Annotated in this window: 15 protein-coding genes and 3 tRNA genes; 17 read left to right on the top strand and 1 reads right to left on the bottom strand. The window is 38.6% G+C overall.

Features of this window, described 5'->3' with window-relative positions:
* The first annotated feature begins 16 nt into the window (after positions 1 to 16).
* The 6 genes from gyrA (at position 17) to LK416_11450 (ending at position 6891) form a co-directional block, all read left to right on the top strand.
* Entirely contained in the window at positions 17 to 2566 is a 2550-nt protein-coding gene (gene gyrA / locus LK416_11425; protein UEA74256.1) for a DNA gyrase subunit A, read from the top strand.
* Positions 2567 to 2646: 80 nt separating this feature from the next.
* Positions 2647 to 2952 carry a hypothetical protein gene (locus LK416_11430; GenBank protein UEA74257.1) on the top strand — a complete coding sequence of 102 codons (306 nt, stop codon included), beginning with the start codon at positions 2647 to 2649 and terminating at the stop codon, positions 2950 to 2952.
* A gap of 17 nt (positions 2953 to 2969) precedes the next feature.
* Complete coding sequence (locus LK416_11435; GenBank protein UEA74258.1) at positions 2970 to 3812, top strand: fumarate hydratase; 843 nt, start codon at positions 2970 to 2972, stop codon at positions 3810 to 3812.
* A gap of 93 nt (positions 3813 to 3905) precedes the next feature.
* Positions 3906 to 4475 carry a Fe-S-containing hydro-lyase gene (locus LK416_11440; protein ID UEA74259.1) on the top strand — a complete coding sequence of 190 codons (570 nt, stop codon included), beginning with the start codon at positions 3906 to 3908 and terminating at the stop codon, positions 4473 to 4475.
* 209 nt (positions 4476 to 4684) lie between these two features.
* The gene (locus LK416_11445; protein ID UEA74260.1) at positions 4685 to 6346 is read left to right on the top strand and encodes a hypothetical protein; all 1662 of its coding nucleotides are present in this window, start codon (positions 4685 to 4687) and stop codon (positions 6344 to 6346) included.
* Between the two features lie 245 nt (positions 6347 to 6591).
* Complete coding sequence (locus LK416_11450) at positions 6592 to 6891, top strand: hypothetical protein (protein UEA74261.1); 300 nt, start codon at positions 6592 to 6594, stop codon at positions 6889 to 6891.
* On the opposite strand, the gene LK416_11455 is transcribed toward LK416_11450, so the two are convergent.
* Positions 6873 to 7805: a DDE-type integrase/transposase/recombinase gene (locus LK416_11455; GenBank protein UEA74262.1), complete on the bottom strand. Its 933-nt coding sequence runs from the start codon at positions 7803 to 7805 to the stop codon at positions 6873 to 6875. The two genes, LK416_11450 and LK416_11455, sit on opposite strands and share 19 nt — an antisense overlap.
* A 92-nt stretch (positions 7806 to 7897) precedes the next feature.
* Between LK416_11455 and LK416_11460 the strand changes: the two genes are divergently transcribed.
* The 11 genes from LK416_11460 (at position 7898) to LK416_11510 (ending at position 19827) form a co-directional block, all read left to right on the top strand.
* The gene (locus LK416_11460) at positions 7898 to 8902 is read left to right on the top strand and encodes a fibronectin type III domain-containing protein (protein UEA74263.1); all 1005 of its coding nucleotides are present in this window, start codon (positions 7898 to 7900) and stop codon (positions 8900 to 8902) included.
* A gap of 316 nt (positions 8903 to 9218) precedes the next feature.
* On the top strand, positions 9219 to 10472 hold the full coding sequence (locus LK416_11465) for a fibronectin type III domain-containing protein (GenBank protein ID UEA74264.1): 1254 nt from the start codon (positions 9219 to 9221) through the stop codon (positions 10470 to 10472).
* Between the two features lie 222 nt (positions 10473 to 10694).
* Positions 10695 to 11945, top strand: a complete 1251-nt coding sequence (locus LK416_11470) for a fibronectin type III domain-containing protein (protein UEA74265.1) — start codon at positions 10695 to 10697, stop codon at positions 11943 to 11945.
* A gap of 90 nt (positions 11946 to 12035) precedes the next feature.
* Positions 12036 to 12123: transfer RNA gene (locus LK416_11475), tRNA-Ser, on the top strand.
* Positions 12124 to 12202: 79 nt separating this feature from the next.
* Positions 12203 to 12274: transfer RNA gene (locus LK416_11480), tRNA-Asn, on the top strand.
* A gap of 25 nt (positions 12275 to 12299) precedes the next feature.
* Positions 12300 to 12370, top strand: a tRNA-Cys gene (locus LK416_11485).
* A 139-nt stretch (positions 12371 to 12509) separates the two neighbouring features.
* Positions 12510 to 14006, top strand: coding sequence for an FHA domain-containing protein (locus tag LK416_11490; GenBank protein UEA74266.1), 1497 nt, complete (start codon positions 12510 to 12512; stop codon positions 14004 to 14006).
* Positions 14007 to 14018: 12 nt separating this feature from the next.
* Positions 14019 to 15983: a DUF4366 domain-containing protein gene (locus LK416_11495; protein ID UEA74267.1), complete on the top strand. Its 1965-nt coding sequence runs from the start codon at positions 14019 to 14021 to the stop codon at positions 15981 to 15983.
* Positions 15984 to 16047: 64 nt separating this feature from the next.
* Positions 16048 to 17310: an FtsW/RodA/SpoVE family cell cycle protein gene (locus LK416_11500; GenBank protein UEA74268.1), complete on the top strand. Its 1263-nt coding sequence runs from the start codon at positions 16048 to 16050 to the stop codon at positions 17308 to 17310.
* Between the two features lie 13 nt (positions 17311 to 17323).
* Positions 17324 to 18964 (top strand): L,D-transpeptidase family protein, encoded by a 1641-nt coding sequence (locus tag LK416_11505; GenBank protein UEA74269.1) that lies wholly within the window; start codon positions 17324 to 17326, stop codon positions 18962 to 18964.
* An 11-nt stretch (positions 18965 to 18975) separates the two neighbouring features.
* The gene (locus tag LK416_11510; GenBank protein UEA74270.1) at positions 18976 to 19827 is read left to right on the top strand and encodes a hypothetical protein; all 852 of its coding nucleotides are present in this window, start codon (positions 18976 to 18978) and stop codon (positions 19825 to 19827) included.
* The last annotated feature ends 226 nt before the right edge of the window (positions 19828 to 20053 follow it).

Here is a 20053-nt window from a genome sequence, read left to right on the forward strand (position 1 = left end):
CGAAAGGGAGAAGAACATGGATGATGATAAGATTTTTGACAAAATAAGTGAAGTCGGACTCAAAAAAACCATGGAGCGGTCTTATATAGATTATGCCATGAGTGTTATTGCAGCACGAGCACTTCCTGATGTAAGAGATGGCTTGAAGCCTGTTCAGAGAAGAATTCTTCACTCAATGATAGAATTGAACAACGGTCCGGATAAGCCACATCGTAAATGTGCCCGTATCGTCGGTGATACCATGGGTAAATATCATCCACATGGAGATAGTTCCATCTATGATGCTCTCGTAAAACTGGCTCAGGACTGGAATACAAGATATCCATTGGTAGATGGTCATGGTAACTTCGGTTCAGAAGATGGTGATGGCGCTGCTGCGATGCGATACACAGAGGCAAGATTATCAAAGATAAGTATGGAAATGTTAGCTGATATCAATAAGGATACAGTAGATTTTGTACCAAACTTTGATGAAACGGAAAAAGAGCCTACGGTACTTCCATCACGTTTTCCTAATCTATTAGTAAATGGAACAACGGGTATCGCAGTTGGTATGGCTACAAATATTCCACCACATAATTTAAAGGAAGTAATCGGTGCAACCGTAAAAATTATTGATAATCGTATAGAAGAAGACAGAGAAACCTCCATTGACGAGATTATGCAGATCATAAAAGGACCTGATTTTCCTATGGGAGCAGAGATTCTCGGACATCGTGGAATCAAAGAAGCATACAGAACCGGCCGTGGTAAGATCAAGGTTCGTGCCGTTACAGATATCGAAGCAATGCCAAATGGCAAGCATAAGATTGTAGTAACGGAGCTTCCATACATGGTAAATAAAGCTTTACTGATCCAGAAAATCGTAGAGCTGGTAAAGACCAAGCGTGTAGAAGGAATCACGGATGTAAGAGATGAATCCTCCAGAGAAGGTATCCGTGTTGTCATCGAATTAAAGAAAGATACAAATGCAAATGTACTTTTGAATCAGTTATATAAGCATACACAGCTTCAGGATACATTTGGTGTTAATATGCTGGCACTTGTAGATGGTGTTCCAAAGATCTTAAATATTAGCCAGATGCTTGGATATTATCTGAAGCATCAGGAGGATGTAGTAACCAGACGTACAAAGTATGACCTGAATAAGGCAGAGGAACGGGCACATATTTTAAAGGGATTGTTGATCGCACTCGATAATATCGATGAAGTTATCAACATTATCCGTAGTTCTAAGAGTGTACAGGATGCGAAGAATTCATTGATCGAAAGATTCGGACTGACAGAGATTCAGGCACAGGCAATCGTAGATATGAGACTTCGTGCTCTGACAGGTCTGGAACGCGAGAAGTTAGAGGCAGAATATAAAGAACTGATGGATAAGATCAGTTATTTGAAAGCAATCCTTGCAGATGAGAAAAAATTACTCGGAGTTATCAAAGATGAACTTCTTGTTATTTCTCAGAAATATGGTGATGAGAGAAGAACAGCTCTCGGCAGAGATGTTGATGAAGTAACAGACGAGGAACTGATAGAGAGAGAAAATATCGTTATAACCATGACAAAGCTTGGTTATATCAAGCGTATGCCGGAAGATATCTTTAAAGCACAGAACAGAGGTGGAAAAGGTATTCGAGGTATGCAGACGATTGATGAAGATTATATAGAGAGTATGATCGTAACAACGACACATAATTATCTGATGTTCTTTACAAATACCGGTCGTGTATATCGTCTGAAGGGATATGAGATACCGGAAGCAGGAAGAACAGCCAGAGGTGTTGCAATCGTTAATCTTCTTCAACTTCAGGCAGGCGAGAAGATTACAGCAGTTATTCCGTTAAAGAGCTACGAAGATGGTAAATATCTGTTTATGGCAACCAGAAACGGTATGGTTAAGAAAACAGATATATCAGAATATCAGAATGTCAGAAAGACAGGACTTACAGCTATTGTTCTGCGTGATAATGATGAACTGATCGAAGTGAAAGCAACAAATGGAGAAGATGATATATTCCTGATCACAAAGAAAGGTATGACAATTCGTTTCAATGAAAAGAATGTCAGACAGACAGGAAGAACTTCCATGGGTGTAAAGGGTATTCATCTTGGAAAAGATGATATTGTAATCTCCATGCAGATGAGTTCACAGGGAGAAAAGATTCTGCTTGTTACCGAAAATGGTATGGGTAAGCGGACATTGATTTCAGAATTTAACGTACAGAACCGTGGTGGTAAAGGTGTTAAATGTTATAAGATTACAGACAAGACAGGTGATCTTGTAGGAGCAAAGATAGTTACCGATGAGAATGATATTATGATCATTACAACAGAAGGAATCATTATCCGTACAAGCTGTGAAGGAATATCTACACTTGGACGTGTAACCTCCGGTGTAAAGGTTATCAATCTGAATTATGATAATAATGTCAAGGTAGCATCCATGACAGAAGTACAAAAAGAAGAATTCGACGATGAGAATCCGGAGGGAGAAGGTCCGGAAGAAACGGAAGATACAGAAGTATCAGAAGAACAGTCATCGGAAGAAACTTCAACAGAAGAATAATATAAAAAATACCGGCTGAATAAAATCAGTCGGTATTTGTAAAGAAGGTAAAAGTTACTTAATAAAATTGGAGGTGGGATATGCCGTCTAAAATGTATTTGGGGTTATATAATGCTATCAACAGCATTGTATTTAAAACAGCAACAACGGAAGCAACGACAGAAGCACAGAATATAATTACCAAAAATGACAGGTTAAGTAAGTTTCTGGAATCTTCCAATAATACAATAGGTATTTCCAGTTATATTATGGATATTTTGTATATATTGATCGTTCTGGTCATTGCAGTGGCGTTTCTGACGCTGCTTGCACATATATACAAATATATGAAACAAAAGAGAGATCCACATTATAAAAGAAATGATGATGATTTCTTAGATAATTAAAAAAGAGGATAAAAGAGATGCGTACAATTAATACAGATGAGATTATTCAGACTGTAAAAAAGATGTGTATAGAGGCAAATCTAAAATTGTCAGAGGATATGGAAAAGGCAGTCAGAAATGCCGCAACAGAAGAAGACAGTGTACTTGGCAGACAGATTCTGACACAGTTATGTGAGAATCTTGATATCGCGGCAAAAGAACAGATACCAATCTGTCAGGATACAGGAATGGCAGTATTCTTTGTAAATGTTGGTCAGGATGTTCATATAGAAGGCATGAATCTGACAGATGCGATCAATGAAGGGGTAAGACAGGGATATACAGAAGGATATCTCCGTAAGTCCGTCGTAAGAGATCCGCTGATCCGTGAGAATACAAAGGATAATACACCGGCTATTATTCACTATGATATTGTTCCGGGTGAGAATATCGAGATCACGATTGCACCAAAGGGATTCGGAAGTGAGAATATGAGCCGTGTGTTCATGTTAAAGCCCGCCGATGGAGAAGAAGGAGTAAAGGCAGCTGTTCTTCAGGCAGTCAAGGATGCAGGTCCAAATGCATGTCCTCCGATGTTTGTAGGTGTAGGTCTTGGTGGGGATTTTGAAATGGCTGCAAAGCTTGCAAAAAAAGCACTTACCAGAAAAGCCGGAGAACATTCACCATATGAGCATATCGCAAGAATCGAGAGTGAGATTTTGGATGCCGTTAATCATACGGGAATCGGACCAGGTGGTCTGGGCGGTAAGACAACAGCACTTGCAGTTAATATCGAGACTTATGCGACACATATCGCAGGAATGCCTCTTGCAGTTAATATGTGCTGTCATGTAAACAGACATGTAACAAGGATTCTGTAATGGATCTCAAAGACTGCCATTAAGGTCAATACATGGCAGATATGAATTACAGAATTTATTTTATAGAAGAATAAAAAGAGAGAGATGAGAAAAATGGATAAGCATATTACAGCACCATTTGATAAAAAACAGGTAGAAGAACTTCATGCAGGAGATTATGTATATATATCAGGTGTGATTTATAGTGCCAGAGATGCTGCACATAAGAGAATGTATGATACATTGATCGAGAATGAAAATGATGAATCAAAGCTTCCAATTAAGTTGGAAGGAAATGTAATCTATTACCTGGGACCAACACCTGCAAGAGAAGGACAGGTCATCGGATCGGCAGGACCAACAACCAGCAGTCGTATGGACAAATACACACCACTCATTCTTTCAAAAGGTTTGAATGGAATGATCGGAAAAGGAAAGAGAAGTCAGGCAGTTATTGATGCCATCGTAGAAAACAAGGCAGTATATTTTGCTGCGGTAGGCGGTGCAGGTGCACTCCTTTCCAAATGTATCAAGAAATCAGAAGTCGTTGCATATGATGATCTGGGAACAGAAGCCATCCGTAAGATGACAGTAGAAAATCTTCCTGTTATTGTTGTAATTGACAGCAAAGGAAATAATCTGTACGAAACAGCGGTTGCAGATTATCTGAAACAGCAGGAATAATAATATAGAATAAAGCTGTTTTCGTTCTATTATATCAAAATTGATATATTAAAGAATTATAATAGGGATATTCACAGCTATACATAATTATGTGCATCAGGTTACAATAGCATTGTGATGTTCAAAGCCATTTAAATAGTAAATGTTTAAGAGAGATGCGCTGGGATGTTCCTGGCGCATTTTTTCGATTAAAGAGGAGAGTGATGGATATGGGTAAGAACAAAAAGAAAAAAGAAAGTTATTATGATGCAGACCAATCCGGCAGAAAATTTGGTAAATGGAATTTTATCATGTTGGCAGCAATCATCATAATAGAAGCAGTATTATATTATGTATTAACGCCGACAATCAATCTTCACAGTGTTGAATTCTGGATATGGATGATTGTAACAGTTGTTGCACTTTTTATTTGTACACTGAATTTAAAGGCAGAACAGATGGATGATATGCCTGTATCACCAAAACTGACGAAGATATTTGGTATTGTGATCGGAATCATGATCCTGGCAGCACTTGTTGGATGGATCGGATCATCCAAATTATTTGCAGCTTCCAAATATGCGGGTCTGATCCGGATTGAAGATGGAAATTTTGAGAAAGATATCGTTGAAAGCAAAGAGATCAATGACATAGCTCTGATGGATACAGATACAGCGGTTATCATAGGTGAACGTGCGATCGGTTCTTTATCTGATGTGGTCAGCCAGTACGAAGTAAGCAGTGACTACAGTACGATCGATTATAATGGAAGTCCGATGAAGGTAGCAGCTCTGGAATATGCCGGATTCATCAAATATATGAATAATAAAAAGAGCGGTATACCGGGATATGTACTCGTCGATCCGGTAAAGAATGAAGCAAAATATGTAAAGCTTGAAAAACCAATGATCTATTCACCTTCTGCATATTTCAATCAGAATCTTTATCGTCATGTGCAGATGGCATATCCGACGGCTATGTTTGAAGGCTTTTATCTGGAATTGGATGATAACGGAAATCCATATTATATCTGTCCGTTACTTACATCAAATGCAGGTTTGTTCGGTGCAAAGGATGTAAAGGGCGTAGTAATCTGTGATCCATGTACCGGTGATACTGAATATTATGAAGTCGGTGATGTACCAAAATGGGTAGACCGTGTCTATGACGGAGATCTGGCATGTAAAAAATATGACTGGTACGGAAAATTATCCGGTGGTTACTGGAACAGCGTATTTGGCAACAAGGGATGTAAAACGACAACAGATGACTATGGTTATAAGGTAATGAACGGAGATGTGTGGGTATACACAGGTGTAACTTCCGTAAATGGAGATGAATCTAATATCGGTTTTGTTATGATCAATCTTCGTACCGGAGAAAGCAAATATTATTCGATTGCTGGTGCAGAAGAACACTCGGCAATGGCATCCGCAGAAGGACAGGTACAGCACCTTGGATATAAAGCATCCTTCCCTTCATTGATAAATATTGGCGGTATTCCTACTTATATTATGGTATTAAAAGATAACGGTGGCCTTGTCAAAATGTATGCACTGGTTGATGTCGAGAAATACAACATCGTAGCAACCGGAAATACACAGAGAGAAACACTGGCATCTTATAATAAACTGCTGGCACAGAATGGACTAAAGACGGGTAAAGATCTGTCCGATGATCTTCCGAACAAGCAGATCACTGTCAAAGATATCAAATACATTAATCTGGAAGACAGTACCTATGTCTATATTACAGATGAAAATGGAAATGTCTATAAACAGGATTTTGCAGAAAATGAAAGTCTGATCTTCATTCAGCAGGGCGATTCAATCAAGGTATTCTATCAGGAAGGAGAGGATGCAATCAATCAGTTGATCTCGTACGAAAAATAAATCGTTTAGTAAAAAATACTGTATAAAATAAATTATTTTAAATATATACACTTATATAAAGTATATGCAAGATGTATTTAAAATCTGTGTAAATGTGTACAAACTGCATAAATAAAATTGGCAGTATTCACTAATCACATCAAATTGACACGAGATCAAATATATTGTAAATTATTATTATAGGCTGATTCTTGGGCTGAATCAGTTGATGCAAAAGGTTTTAAACAAGAAAAAAGGAGAGTTCTATGGAAAAGAAGAGAGTATTCAGTAAATCACTAATTTTACTGGCAATTACAAGTATTATGCTGTTTGCGATGAGCATTACATCTATGGCAGCAACTGAGACAAATATGAATATTCAGCAGACAGGTTCAAGCAGTAGCAGGGTAGATATTACATGGCAAACATACCTTGGTCAGAATATTCATTATCATGTGGAAATGAGTTATGATGGTGTAAACTGGGCAATGCAGGATTATGCATATAATTCTAATGAAACAATTTATGTAGGTTTGTCAAACATATGTTACACAGATGCCAGATAATCCTTTAGTACCTGATTTGGAGATTTCCATCCTAATGGACGCATAGGAAAGTTGTTATAATCCCTGCGATTATACACTTTCAACTGTTTGGCAAAGTCCTCAAAAGAATAAAAAGTATGAGTTGCATAAAAACGCTCATTATCCTTTCGGTGGCTTCTTTCAACTTTCCCGTTATGTCGTGGTGTAAAGGGTCGTATAACTTTATGGCGAATCCCATGCTGCTTCAGATGCACCTGAAATAGTGTGGGTTTATCACGGTGAGTGGTAAAACGATTTGTAAATTCTGCTCCATTATCAGTTTGGATACATTGAATGGGTAACGGAAAGGCTTTCACCAGATGCTCTATAAACATAGCAGAAGAATACGTGTTGTGTTCTTCAAAAGCCTCTACGAAACGCCATCTGGAATACTCGTCAATGGCAGTATACTGAAAGAATTGTTTGCCGATGACCTTGGGGTTTTTGAGGCATGCAGAAGGAACAAATTTTACATCAACCTGTATGCGTTGTCCCGGATAATCCATCTGTTCGTAAGGCTTTGGAATATATTTAGGATTTGGCGGATGAACTGCCATAATTCCCTGCTTACGGAGAAATCTGTATAGTCCAGGGATGGAACGGGAGTAACCACGCTGCTTGAGTTTAACCCAAAAGACAACAAGACCGGCATTGGGATTGCGTCTGCGCATATCAAAGATCAGCTTGATCTCTTCAGGGGTATGTTGGTTTGGATGATGATGGGGTCTGCGAGAGCGGTCACGAAGGGACTCAATAGAACCATCATAACGTCGTTTCCAACGATAAATGTATTGACGGTTGGTTTTATATTTGATAGCAGCTTTGGTGACACCAAACCTTTCAGCGTATTTGATTAAGGATAGACGATACCGCATATCTTGTGTTATAGTAGCCATAGCAGAGAACTCCTTTTTTGTTTTTTTGTTGTGGTGACTAAAATATAACACAAAAGAAGCATCTCTGCTTTTTTTATATTCAGTTGTAACACATGTATTGTAATCCTACAGCATATAATTCTAATGAAACAATTTATGGCTTGACAGAAGGCTCATCTTATTATGTAAGAATATCAGTATATAATAAAGATTTTCATTCAACAAATAGTAGCAAAGATGGCAATCTTGTAGCTGTATCACAGAAGCAGTTAGTCAGTACAAATCCTTCAGAGGTACAGAACCTGAGACAGACAGGAGCAACAAAGAATTCTATATCTATGGAATGGGATCCAGTAGCAGGTGCATCATATTATCGGATACTCATATGGGAAAACTATGAGTATAAGACAATCGCAACTTCAAATACAAATTCTGCTACAATTAGTGGATTAGATCCTTCCAGTGAGATCAGGTATTATGTGGCAGCTGTAAAAAATGTAAATGGATATGAGGCTGTAGGCGATGAATCAGAATCTTCTTATATGAAGACAGTTCCAAAGAAAGTAACCAGAGTAGCAATAACAGACTTATACGATAATATTAAGGTATGTTATTATGGTTGGACATCTTGCGAGAAAGCAGATGGATATCAGTATGAAATTACTAGCTTAAATGGAAAGAAAAAATATTATAAAGCTACAACAACCTCTACAAGTGCTCGTTTAACAACATATCCTGTAGGTGCATTTACAAAGGCAAGAGTAAGAGCATATGTTGAAATTAATGGAAAGAAAACATATGGTCCATGGTCAAATTATGATTATAATGCTTGCAGTAAGGACGTTACAGCAAGAAGAAGTAAAAATGGTAAGAAAATTACGTTGAAGTGGAAAAAGGTAAGTGGGGTATCAGAATATCGAATTTACATTTCAACTAAAGAAAAGAAAGGTTACAAAAAGGTTGCAACTGTAAGTTCCAAGAAATCAAGCTATACAATTACAAAGTATAATAAGAAGAAACTGAAGAAGGGTCAGAAGTATTATGTACAGTTAAGATATGTTGGTAAGAATGGAAAGAAGAAGGTTGTAAGTAACATATATAGTTATGTACGTCTTTAATAAACAAAATTGGTAAGAAGTCATATAAGGCAGATGCAACTTGGTAAACATATACATATATGAGCAAGTATTATTAAAAATATTACTTTAACAATCATAAAAGTATCTGGTAAAATTTAAAACACCGGAGGAATCATAGTTTTTTGCGATATGGTTTCTCCGGTGTATTTATTTTTCAGGCGAGACATGGTTTTGTGCATAATTAACAAAAATAAAACACCAAATTGACAAAATAAATAAAAACGAGTACTCTGAAATTACAGGGTACATTTTATATAGGTATTTTGTGCATCAAAAAAATAGAGGAGAGTATTTTATGGGACAAAGAGTAGTAAAAAGATCATTTCTATTGGTTGCAGTCATGTCAATCATGTTATTTGCAATGAGTATTACGGCATTTGCAGATGGCGGAGTGACAGGACTTAAGCAGACAGGAGTATCTGCATCAGAAGTAGCAATCTCTTATAACGAGGTAACGAATGCATCCGGATATTTAGTATACTATGCAGGCAGTGATGGTGTATGGCAGCGACCATATGGTCGGACAGAGGTCTCACAGCTAGACAGCAGATCAAACAGTGTAACAATATCAGGTTTGAAAGCAGCAACTGTTTATACAGTAAAAGTTGTTCCCGTATTTATTGTAAATGGTACATATGCAACAGATGAGAATCAGGCAGGTACATTGCAGGTATTTACATCTCCGAATGTAGTTACAGGTCTGAAACAGACAAAGGCAACAGCAAAGACTGCAACATTATCATGGAAAAAGGTAAGTGGTGCGAATAAGTATTATATCGTAAACAGTTCGAGAACAAAGATCATTGCAAAGACAACAAAGACTTCTGTTACTATCAAAAAATTAAAGACAGGCTCTGCAAATATATATTATGTGTATGCAGTAAAGAAATTTAATAAAAAGAATGCGATATCACAGGGAAAAGGGCTATATGTCTTTACAACACCCGGAAAACCAACAAAACTGGGGGATTATAAGTTAGGAAATTACATCTGGAAACCAACAGAAAGTAATCAGATAACGATTGGATGGAACAGAAGCAAGAAAGATAAGTATTATTCATCAGGATATCGTTTGGAGATTTATTCTTTAGAGGGCAAGAAGATAAAGGTGTATGATATCAAGAATGGTCATACATTATATAAAAAATTCACCGGTATGAAATCCATCAGAAACAAAGGCTTCAAATGCAGAGTTACCGGTTATGTCAAGTTGAATAAAAAGAAATTCTATGGAACAAAGTCAGACTGGAAGGTAATCATTCCACAGCCCGGTTTCAAGATGACAAGAACCGGATACCACACAGTAAAACTTAACTGGAACTCTATCAAGAATGCAACAGGTTATACTGTATATGCCTGTAAGGATATGAAGGCAGAGAAGCCGGCGTTCTATAAGGTAAAAGAGGTAGGGGCAGGTACAACTTCCTGTGAAGTAAGCAATCTTACAAGACAGAGATATGTTGGATTTTATGTTATTCCAACTGTAAAAGTAAAAGGAAAGACATATAAGCCGGCTCCAACGTGGACGATATATGGATATTTGAATTAATATGCGTTAATCATTGAATTAAGAACTATAAAAGTCATGGGAATATGTAATTTGTACAGATAACATTTCTTGTGCAGTAAAGGACTTCTATGGGGTAAAATGTATATTTGTAAAGAATGCATTTGAACCTGTAGAAGTTTTTTATATAAAAAAAGATATTGACTATAAATATAAAATTTGATATTTTTGTAATATAATTTTAACAAAAAGGAAATGATTTAAATGAAAACAAAGAAAATATCAATTATAAGGATGATTATAATGACTGTTATTGCGGTCTGTTTTTTTTGTAATCTGACTATGGTTGCACATGCTGAAAATGATGTAACAGAGATCAAGCAGACGGCTGCCGGCGAGAATACAGTTATGGTAAGCTGGAAAAAGGCAGAAGGTGCGTATGGTTATAATGTATACATATCGACAGATGGTGTTACTTTTGTAAGGACAACAAAGGGAAGCGAATGCGATGTCTATAATGATACAAAGAAAAAAATCAGTAATCTTACAGCAGGAAGTACATATTATGTATCAATAGAGGCAGTATATAAGGACAGTGAGGGAAATATCACATCGGGAACGATGTCTGATAAAGTGGAAGTCGTAACAGCTCCAAGTGCATCTAAGATATTCACATCATCTATAAAAGAGACAAAGACATCCCCGAATGCAATCTCTTTTAAATGGGGAAGTGTTCGAGGTGCAAACAGATATATCTTATATGTTAACGATAAAAAGATAGCAACGGTAAAGAAGACCAGTGCAAAGGTAAAAGTAAAGGTAGGTTCTGTGAATACAGTTCGTATCACACCGGTTCGACAATCAACATCCGGATTCCTCGCAAAGGGTGGTCATGCGGAAGCGTACGACCTCTATGCTGCGCCGGGAAAACCATGCAAAGTAGCATCTTTTAAGAGAAATAATTATACATGGTATCCGACTGTCAGCAATAAAGTTATGGTCGGATGGAATAAATCTGCCCGTGACAAATATGAACCGTCAGGATATCAGGTTCAAATTTATTCTTTAAAGAATAAAAAACTGAAAACATTTAATACTAAGAAGACAAAAGTAAGATTTGATATCCCTGCGGTGAAGGGAAAGGGATTTAAGGTTCGTGTAAGAAGCTATGTTAAGATCAACAATAAAAAATGCTACGGAAGATGGTCAGACTACAAGGTAGTGATTCCTCAGGCAAAGATCAGTATCCAGAGAACAGACGAGACAACGGTTACCGTAAGGTGGAATAAGGTTACAAATGCAAAGCGTTATTATATTTATGCTTGTAATGACATTAAAGCGGCAAAGCCATTATGGAAAAAAGTAGCTGTTGTTGGTCCAAATACCGGAAAATATGAATATAATAATTGTATCGTAGGAAGATCTACTGCGATTTATGTTATTCCGGAGGTAAAGGTTGGTAAGTCATTATATAAAGCTGCATATGTGTGGTATTTATATATGGATATTAAATAAAAAGTTCTTGACAAACCCAATATCCTTTGATATCATGTACTAGCGTCAAAATTTAATATCCCTGGTGGGAACATTTCATTTAGGCATTTTGCAGAAGTACTCAAGTGGCTGAAGAGGCGCCCCTGCTAAGGGTGTAGGCCGTTTGCGCGGCGCGAGGGTTCAAATCCCTCCTTCTGCGTATTCTATCTGAATTATTAAGTCATCAGTTGAAAGCAGATCGTGAACGGAAGCAGATATTAGAATTTTGACAGTGGTATTCCTCGATAGCTCAATGGTAGAGCACTCGGCTGTTAACCGAGGGGTTGTAGGTTCGAGCCCTACTCGGGGAGCTTAGCGAAAGCTAATTGAATAAATGGCGCGATAGCCAAGTGGTAAGGCCCCGGTCTGCAACACCGTCATCGCCGGTTCAAATCCGGCTCGCGCCTCTTTTAAAGAGATTGGAATGGTCCAGTCTCTTTTTTAGTTTGCACAAAGTTCTCCTGGTTTACTTTTATAGGGTGGTTTGATATAATATTTTCGGGAGTTTGTTCATTTTTTTATTTGGTGACTCTTATAGGAGGGTTTATGACGCAAAGAAACAAGGAACAACGAATTAATTACAAATTAGATGAAACCATACAGGTAGATCAAAATGAGATAAAAATATATAATGTGCCTTTTGCGGGAAATTCTAATACATGCAGAGAAGTGTTTGTGAAAGGTGATCGTGTTCTGGAATTCAATATTTCAGGAGATCTGACACTGGATCAGCTTGCACAGAAGCCGGTATTCAGGGATGAACTGGTTGAATATCTGTATAGTATCAGCAGACAGCTGGTTTCCATGGTACATAATGGATTGAAGTTAGAAAAAGTTGTATTCGATCTGAAGTATATGTATGTGAGATTGAGTGATTTCAGTATACAATTAATCTATCTTCCGTTTGAAAAGGTAGAACCAATGGAAGGACCGGATGCATTTATCCGTTGTCTGTTAAACAAGATGACGTATGCACACACATCTGCGCTTGAGTGTGCCAATCAGATCATTGATTATCTGAATAGTCAGAAGGAATTCAATGTAATACAATTTAATTTGTTTGTAAAGGAATTACGTTTAAAGAGTCAATTGCTTCTGATAGGTGAGCATGTGTCTTCAGAAAATAAAGAGAAAGCAGCGAATTCAGCGAAGACAGAATCAGCGATTCTGATAGCGGAGGAAGCTGCAAGAAATGCAGATATTGCGAGAATGCAGGCAGAGAGCGAAGCCAAGAGACTGACAGCTTATGCAAAACAGCAGGCAAAGGTTGCAAAAACAGCAGAAGAGATGCGTATGTTGGCAGAAGCTGCAAGAATACAGGCAGAAATCAATCGGCAGAAAGCAGAAAAAGAATATCGGGATCAATCGCAGACAGCAGTTCTGTATGCCTGTCAGGTGCAGGAGCAGCCAGATGATGCTGTAAGAAAAGAATATGAAGAGGCGAAGTTGCGTGCTGAGACAGCAGCTAAGAAAGCGGAGGAAGAATTCAGAAAAGCATCAGCGGAATCTGAACGATTGGCAGAGGAAGTAAGAGCTGCCAGGGAAGAAGAAATGCGTGCAGAAGAAGCAAGGATGCGTGCAGAATATGAAGCAAGAAGAAATTATAAAGAAGCTGAAAAACAGGAGAAGGAAGCCCGACGGAGAAACGAAGAGATTGGAAGACTGTCAGAGACTAGACAGACGAACAGGATTGATCCGGAGGAAGATGAGACAGTTGTTCTTACGAATGTAACAGAGAAAATCGGAAAAATACCGGTACTGATTCGGGAAAAAACCGGTGAACAGATTTATATTAATAAGCAGGCATTTTGTATAGGAAAAGCAGATCAGGGTGTCGATTTTAAGATCACGGATAATAAATCCGTAAGCAGGAGGCATGCTTATATTACAAATATAAATGGTATTTATTATCTTCGAGATAATAATTCCACGAATCATACATATTTGAATGGTGATATGGTCTATAGCAATGTGGAGATCGTTATTCCGGATAACAGTAGTATCCGGCTTTCAAATGAAGAATTTTTATTTAAAATGAATTAGGAGGAGCGGAATATGTTTTGTGACAATTGTGGGTGTGAGATTGCGCCAGAGGTGAAAATCTGTCCTGTCTGTGGAAAGAAAGTAGAGGATATGAATCCGGCAGGTATTACGGATGCCGGTACGATCGAAGATGTTTCTACAACAGCAGACGATAAAGCCGAGACAGCAGATGTGATGAAACAGGCATCAGATATAGAAAAGAATCTATCCGATGCTGCAGATAAAGAAAGTGCAGATGTCATTGATACAGATGATATGGAAGAAGAAGGGACTACTGTTTTAAAAGCAGTTGATCTGGAAAAAGAGACCTCTGTTGATGAAGATGAAGAAGGAACAACGGTTCTGAATTCCGATATGTTAAAGGGATCGGCACCAAATGGAATTCCATCATTCCAGAACAGACCAATGGGAGTGAACAATCAGCCAATGCAGGGACGTCCAATGATGGGACCAAACGGTCAGCCGATGCCGGGACGTCCGGTGATGGGACCAAACGGTCAGCCGATGCCGGGACGTCCAATGATGGGACCAAACGGTCAGCCGATGCCGGGGCCGAATGGTGAGGATAAGAAAAAGAACAAGAAGAAGGAAAAGGCTCCAAAGCAGCCAAAGCCACAGAAAGCACCTAAGCCACCGAAAGAGCAGAATGCTTCAAAGGAAAAGAAGGGCAAGGGCGGCAAGATCGCTCTGATCGTTATTCTTATCGTGATCGTTCTTGCAGGTGGTGGAGCTGCAGCAATATTTGTTCCTAAGTTCATGAATTATAATAAAGCTGAGGATGCTTTAAAGAATGGTAAAGTAGATGAGGCAATTGACCTTTATAATAAAGCAAAGCCGATCAAAGATTCTAAGACCAAGGTAAATGGTGGAGCATATTTTGAATACGCAGAGAATCTGTTTGCAGCCGGAAACTTTGTTGAAGCTGCAGATAATTACAGAAAGGCAGCAGGTCTTAACTATGAGGGGGCTGCTCAGAAGGAGAAAGAGAGCTACTTTAGTCAGGCCGAAAAGCTGTATGGTGAGGCAAATTACACAGAAGCAGCAGATTATTATGAGAAAGCAGGAGATGTAAATGGTGCAGCCGATAAGGTAAAAGAATGTTCTTATATGAATGGTTGTGCATTGGAAGGTGAGAAGAAGTACGATGAGGCCATTCAGGCATTTACCGCAGCCGGTGACTATCAGGATGCAGCCGAAAAAATTAAGGAATGTTATTATAATGATGCGGTTGACAAGATGGCAGCAGGCGATTATATTAATGCAAAAGATTTATTTGTAAAGTCAGAATATAATGATTATGCAGATAAAGCAAATGAGTGTCTGTGCTTACTGGCAGAACAGTATGTATCACAGCAGGATTATTCAAAAGCGATCGAGACATATGGTCAGGTCGATTCTTCCTATAAGGACTGTACAGCAGATATAGACGCTGTGCGAATCAAATGGGCAAAGCTTTTGAGTGATGGAAAAGATTATAAGGCAGCAGTAGAGATGTATAGTCAGGTTACGACCAAGGATATGACTAAAAAGATCAACAAAGCAAAGTCTAAATACATCAAGGATCATTTTGACAGTAACGATGAGACTACTATGAATTACATCTGTGATCTTCGTCAGGCAGGTTATGACTCAGCAGATGATGATTATACAGCACTGACAGGCTGGTTTATTGAGTCATTTGTAAATGATGACAAGGAAGATTATAAGAGTAAGAATGATTCAGCTTCATCTGATAAAACGATCTATATCCATACGATGTTTTTAACAGAGAATGATGTAACAATGAACCTGAAAGGTTACGTTGTATATTCAGATGGAACAAAGAGCAATGAAGTTACATTTGGTGAAGTGAAAGACAGATATACAACGTGGATGAGCATTGATTCCTCACAGGCGATCAAGGGAGCAGCTACGTTATACATATATGAGATTGATACAAACCGATTGATAGAGAAGTATGTATTTACTATAGAATAAAGATCGGAAAATAGTACAGATAAAAAGCGGCTGTATTCTGAATTAAGAGTTGCAGACGCTTTTTATGCCGAAGTATGTAGAAAGGAACAGTGGACACATGGAGTCAGTCAGCAAGAGAACAATGTCCAATCAGAATACGGGGAATACAGTACAGCAGATGGAAAGTGAATTTACTCCCGGAGTAGAGATCAAGATCATTGTAGCGGTTATTTTCCTTATGGCGTTCGGTCTGGTCATGATCTTCAGCGCGTCCAGTTATACATCATCTATAAGCAGTGCTACGAATTATGATTCGGCATTTTATTTTAAGAAACAGTTGAAAATGATTATTTTGGGAATGGTGGCTGCCGGAGTGGTAAGCGTGATTCCGTATAAGGCATTTAAGAAGGTCGGACCTTTGATGTATGGTTTATCGATCGTTTTGATCTTTGCTTTAAAAACGCCACTTGGTATAACATCCGGCGGTGCGACCAGATGGTTGAATCTTGGAATAATCCAGTTACAGGTTGCCGATGCTACAAAGGTATGTATGATTATCTTTATGGCATATTATGTCAGCAAATACTGGAAAGAAATGCATAAGTTTCTTAGGATATTTAAGCTGTGGCTGTTTATTGCATTTCAGGCAGGACTGATTCTTGCCATTTCTTCAAACCTGAGTAGCTGTCTGATCTTATTATTGATGGTATTTGTTCTGACCTTTATCGTAGGTAAGAATCCATCCCTGCATATCGGAGTCGGAGTGTTTGGTATTGTCGCTGTGATTATATTGATCATATGGTTGAAGGCAACAATGCCGCTTGAAAGTGAGATGGATAAGTATCCGTATCAGATCCAGCGTTTCTTCGGATGGATCGACCCGGAGCGTTATGCCGGCTCACTTGGTTATCAGCCATTGCAGTCCTTATATGCCATCGGAAGCGGCGGCTTACTTGGAAAGGGGCTTGGAAATGGTACACAGAAGCTGAGTAATATTCCGGAAGCACAGAATGATATGATCTTTGCGATCATCTGTGAGGAGTTGGGATTGGTTGGAGCGATCATTATGTTCCTGATGTTCGGCTATCTGTTGTATCAGATGTTTATTGTTGTAAGAGAATCGAAGAATCTATATGGAAGCGTAGTTGTAATAGGAGTTATGCTTCATATTATCTTTCAGATTATAGTTAATGTATGTGTTGCTGTGAACTTTTTCCCGAATACGGGTGTATCCCTTCCGTTTATCAGTTCGGGTGGTTCGGCGATCCTATGTACCATGATCGAGATCGGTCTGGTGCTTGGCATACGAAGACAGCAATGTAATAGAAAATATTCCAGAATAAATTAATTGAGGAGAGATTATGAGAAAAATAGGAAAAGGCTTAATTCTGACTGCATTATTTGCAGTCTGTACAGTAGGAATGATCGGGCTAAATCTGGATGCTGCAACTTTGCAGAATAAGGATCAGAAGAGTTATGATATCGAGATCATGACAGATGGACAGATCCCGGGCGCAGACAGTTCGACGACAGAAGCGCCAACAACAGAAGAACCGACAACGGAAGCTCCAAAGAATGGCTGGGTAAAAGAGCCTGATGGTAGAAAATACTATGTAAACGGTGTTGCAAAGACGGGAAGTCATGTAGCGATCAAGGACAGTAATGGCAAGAAATATTATTATTCTTTCGATAAGAAGGGTAATCTTGTGTATGGTCTTGTGAAGGTAAATGGTAAGCTGTACTATCATTCTTCAAGTGACAAGAAGCATCCGGGTGCAGCTGTTACTGGATGGCAGCAGATAAAAGGTAAGAAGTATTATTTCAGCAAGAAGACCTGTGCAGCTTATACAGGATATAAGAAGATAGGAAATTCCAGATATTTCTTTGACAGCAAGGGAAGGATGCTGACAAAGAAATGGAAGACGGTTGAGAAAAGAAAGTATTACTTTGGCAAGGATGGCAAGGCTGAAACAGGACTTGTGAAGATCAGTGGAAAGAAATATTATTTCAGTAAAAAAGGTGTCCTGCAGAAAAGCAAATTTGTAAAATATAAGGGAAAGAAGTATTACCTTGGAAAGACAGGTAAGGCTGCAGCAGGTGAAGTAAGGAAGGTAAATAGTAGCTACTATTACTTTAATAAATCAGCAAGCATGATAAAGAGTTCCTGGATTAAGACATCGAAGGGCAAGTACTATTTTGGTAAGAGCGGAAAAGCCTATACCGGATCACATAAGATCAATAATAAGGTGTATGTATTCCGTTCAAACGGAACGTTGGTAACACAATCAGGTCTGGTGACGATATCCGGCAAGACTTATTATATGAACAGCAATGGTACAGCACAGACCGGATATAAGAAGATTGGTGATGCATATTACTATTTTGGTAAAGATGGTGTTATGTATAGAAAGAAATGGGCGTATGTCGGTGGATATAAGTTCTATTTCTGTTCTAATGGTAAGCGTGCAGTCGAAGTAGATGATGTCATCGGAGATCAGGATGCTTATGAGATCATCATTAATAAGAAAACCAATGTTGTAACTGTATATGCAAAGGATGGAAAGAATGGATATATTATTCCGGTACGTGCTTTTATATGTTCTACCGGTGTGAGCACACCACTTGGTACATTCCATACACAGAGCCGTTACAGATGGCATGAACTGATGGGACCATGCTGGGGGCAGTGGTGCAGTGGTATCTACGAAGGCTATCTGTTCCATTCGGTATACTACAACGATGTAAATAATAACAATGCACTTAGCGTAAATGCTTATAATAAGCTTGGCACAACATGTTCACATGGATGTGTAAGACTGACAGCAGGAGATGCAAAGTGGATTTATGATCACTGCAGTGTCGGAACAAAGGTAACGATCATTAATGAAAGCGGCAGAGATCCATTTCCAAAGCCAACTGCATATAAGCTTCCATCATGGCATACATGGGATCCGACAGATCCTAATATGCAGTATAAATGTAAACAGAAGGGCTGCCACTAGGGAGGACGATCGTGCACACGATTATTAAAAAACTATTTGCGATATCTTTAATATGTATATGTATGTGTGCCTGTGTGTCCTGCAAAAAGGAGGAGACACAGACGGAAGGAACAACAGAGGCGATAACGAATGGATCGGTAGAAGATTCTTCGGCGTTTATTCCGTTGGGAATGGTCATTGATGTTTCACAAAATGATATGATCAAAGATGTAACTTACGAGATAAAAGACACAGAGATCGCTGTTGTGAATTTTAAATATAATGGACTTCAGTGTCAATTTCGGGGATCGGCAGTTCATAATGAATTTGATCTGGCCGGTGTTCAGAATAATGGTGACGGAAATATGGTTGTAACTTCTGTAGGAAGTTATAATGCGACCTATTATAAGCTGGATCCCGGAAGAGTGGTATTCTGGAGCGATGAAAATATTCATTACAGTCTGTATGTATATGTTACGGCGGAAGATTCTGTGTTAGAGGAGATTTTGTCAAATCTGATATTTGAGAATCATTATACGGAGCGTGCCGATGTAAAGAAAAGTACAGAGGCAGCAGCCGAAGAGTTTGCCGGACAGGTTATAACGATCATTCAGAATAAGGATATGCAGGCCTTATCAGAGATTATGAATTATCCGCAGGAGCTTGGAAGCGGACAGTCGATCGGAAATATAGATGAGCTTATGGCGATTCCGGCAGAAGATATTTTTACAAAGGATATTCTTGAAGCCGTGAATGAAGATTCTCTGGCTAACCTGCGACAGGGCAGAGATGGCGATTCTTATCTTATTGGTTCAAATTATAAAAACATCTATTTTCGAAAAAATGCAGATGGAGATTTTAAAATTGTAAAAATAAATAATTAAGAATAGAAAGCAGCCCATTTAGCTGCCCGTAATGCATAGACTGCCCCTGCAATAATATGTGCGAGGATTTCGTTGTGAGATGCATATTGCCGGTAAATACGAGCGCCCGTTCGAGCTCAAAGAGCGAGTTGACGCAAGAATATTTAAAAATCAGGCATATGAAGCGAACAGAAACCGCAGTAAGTTATTGCAGGGGCAGTCTATGCATTACGGGCAGCTAAATGGG

This window comes from Lachnospiraceae bacterium GAM79 (assembly GCA_020735665.1).
GTDB lineage: Bacteria > Bacillota > Clostridia > Lachnospirales > Lachnospiraceae > Coprococcus.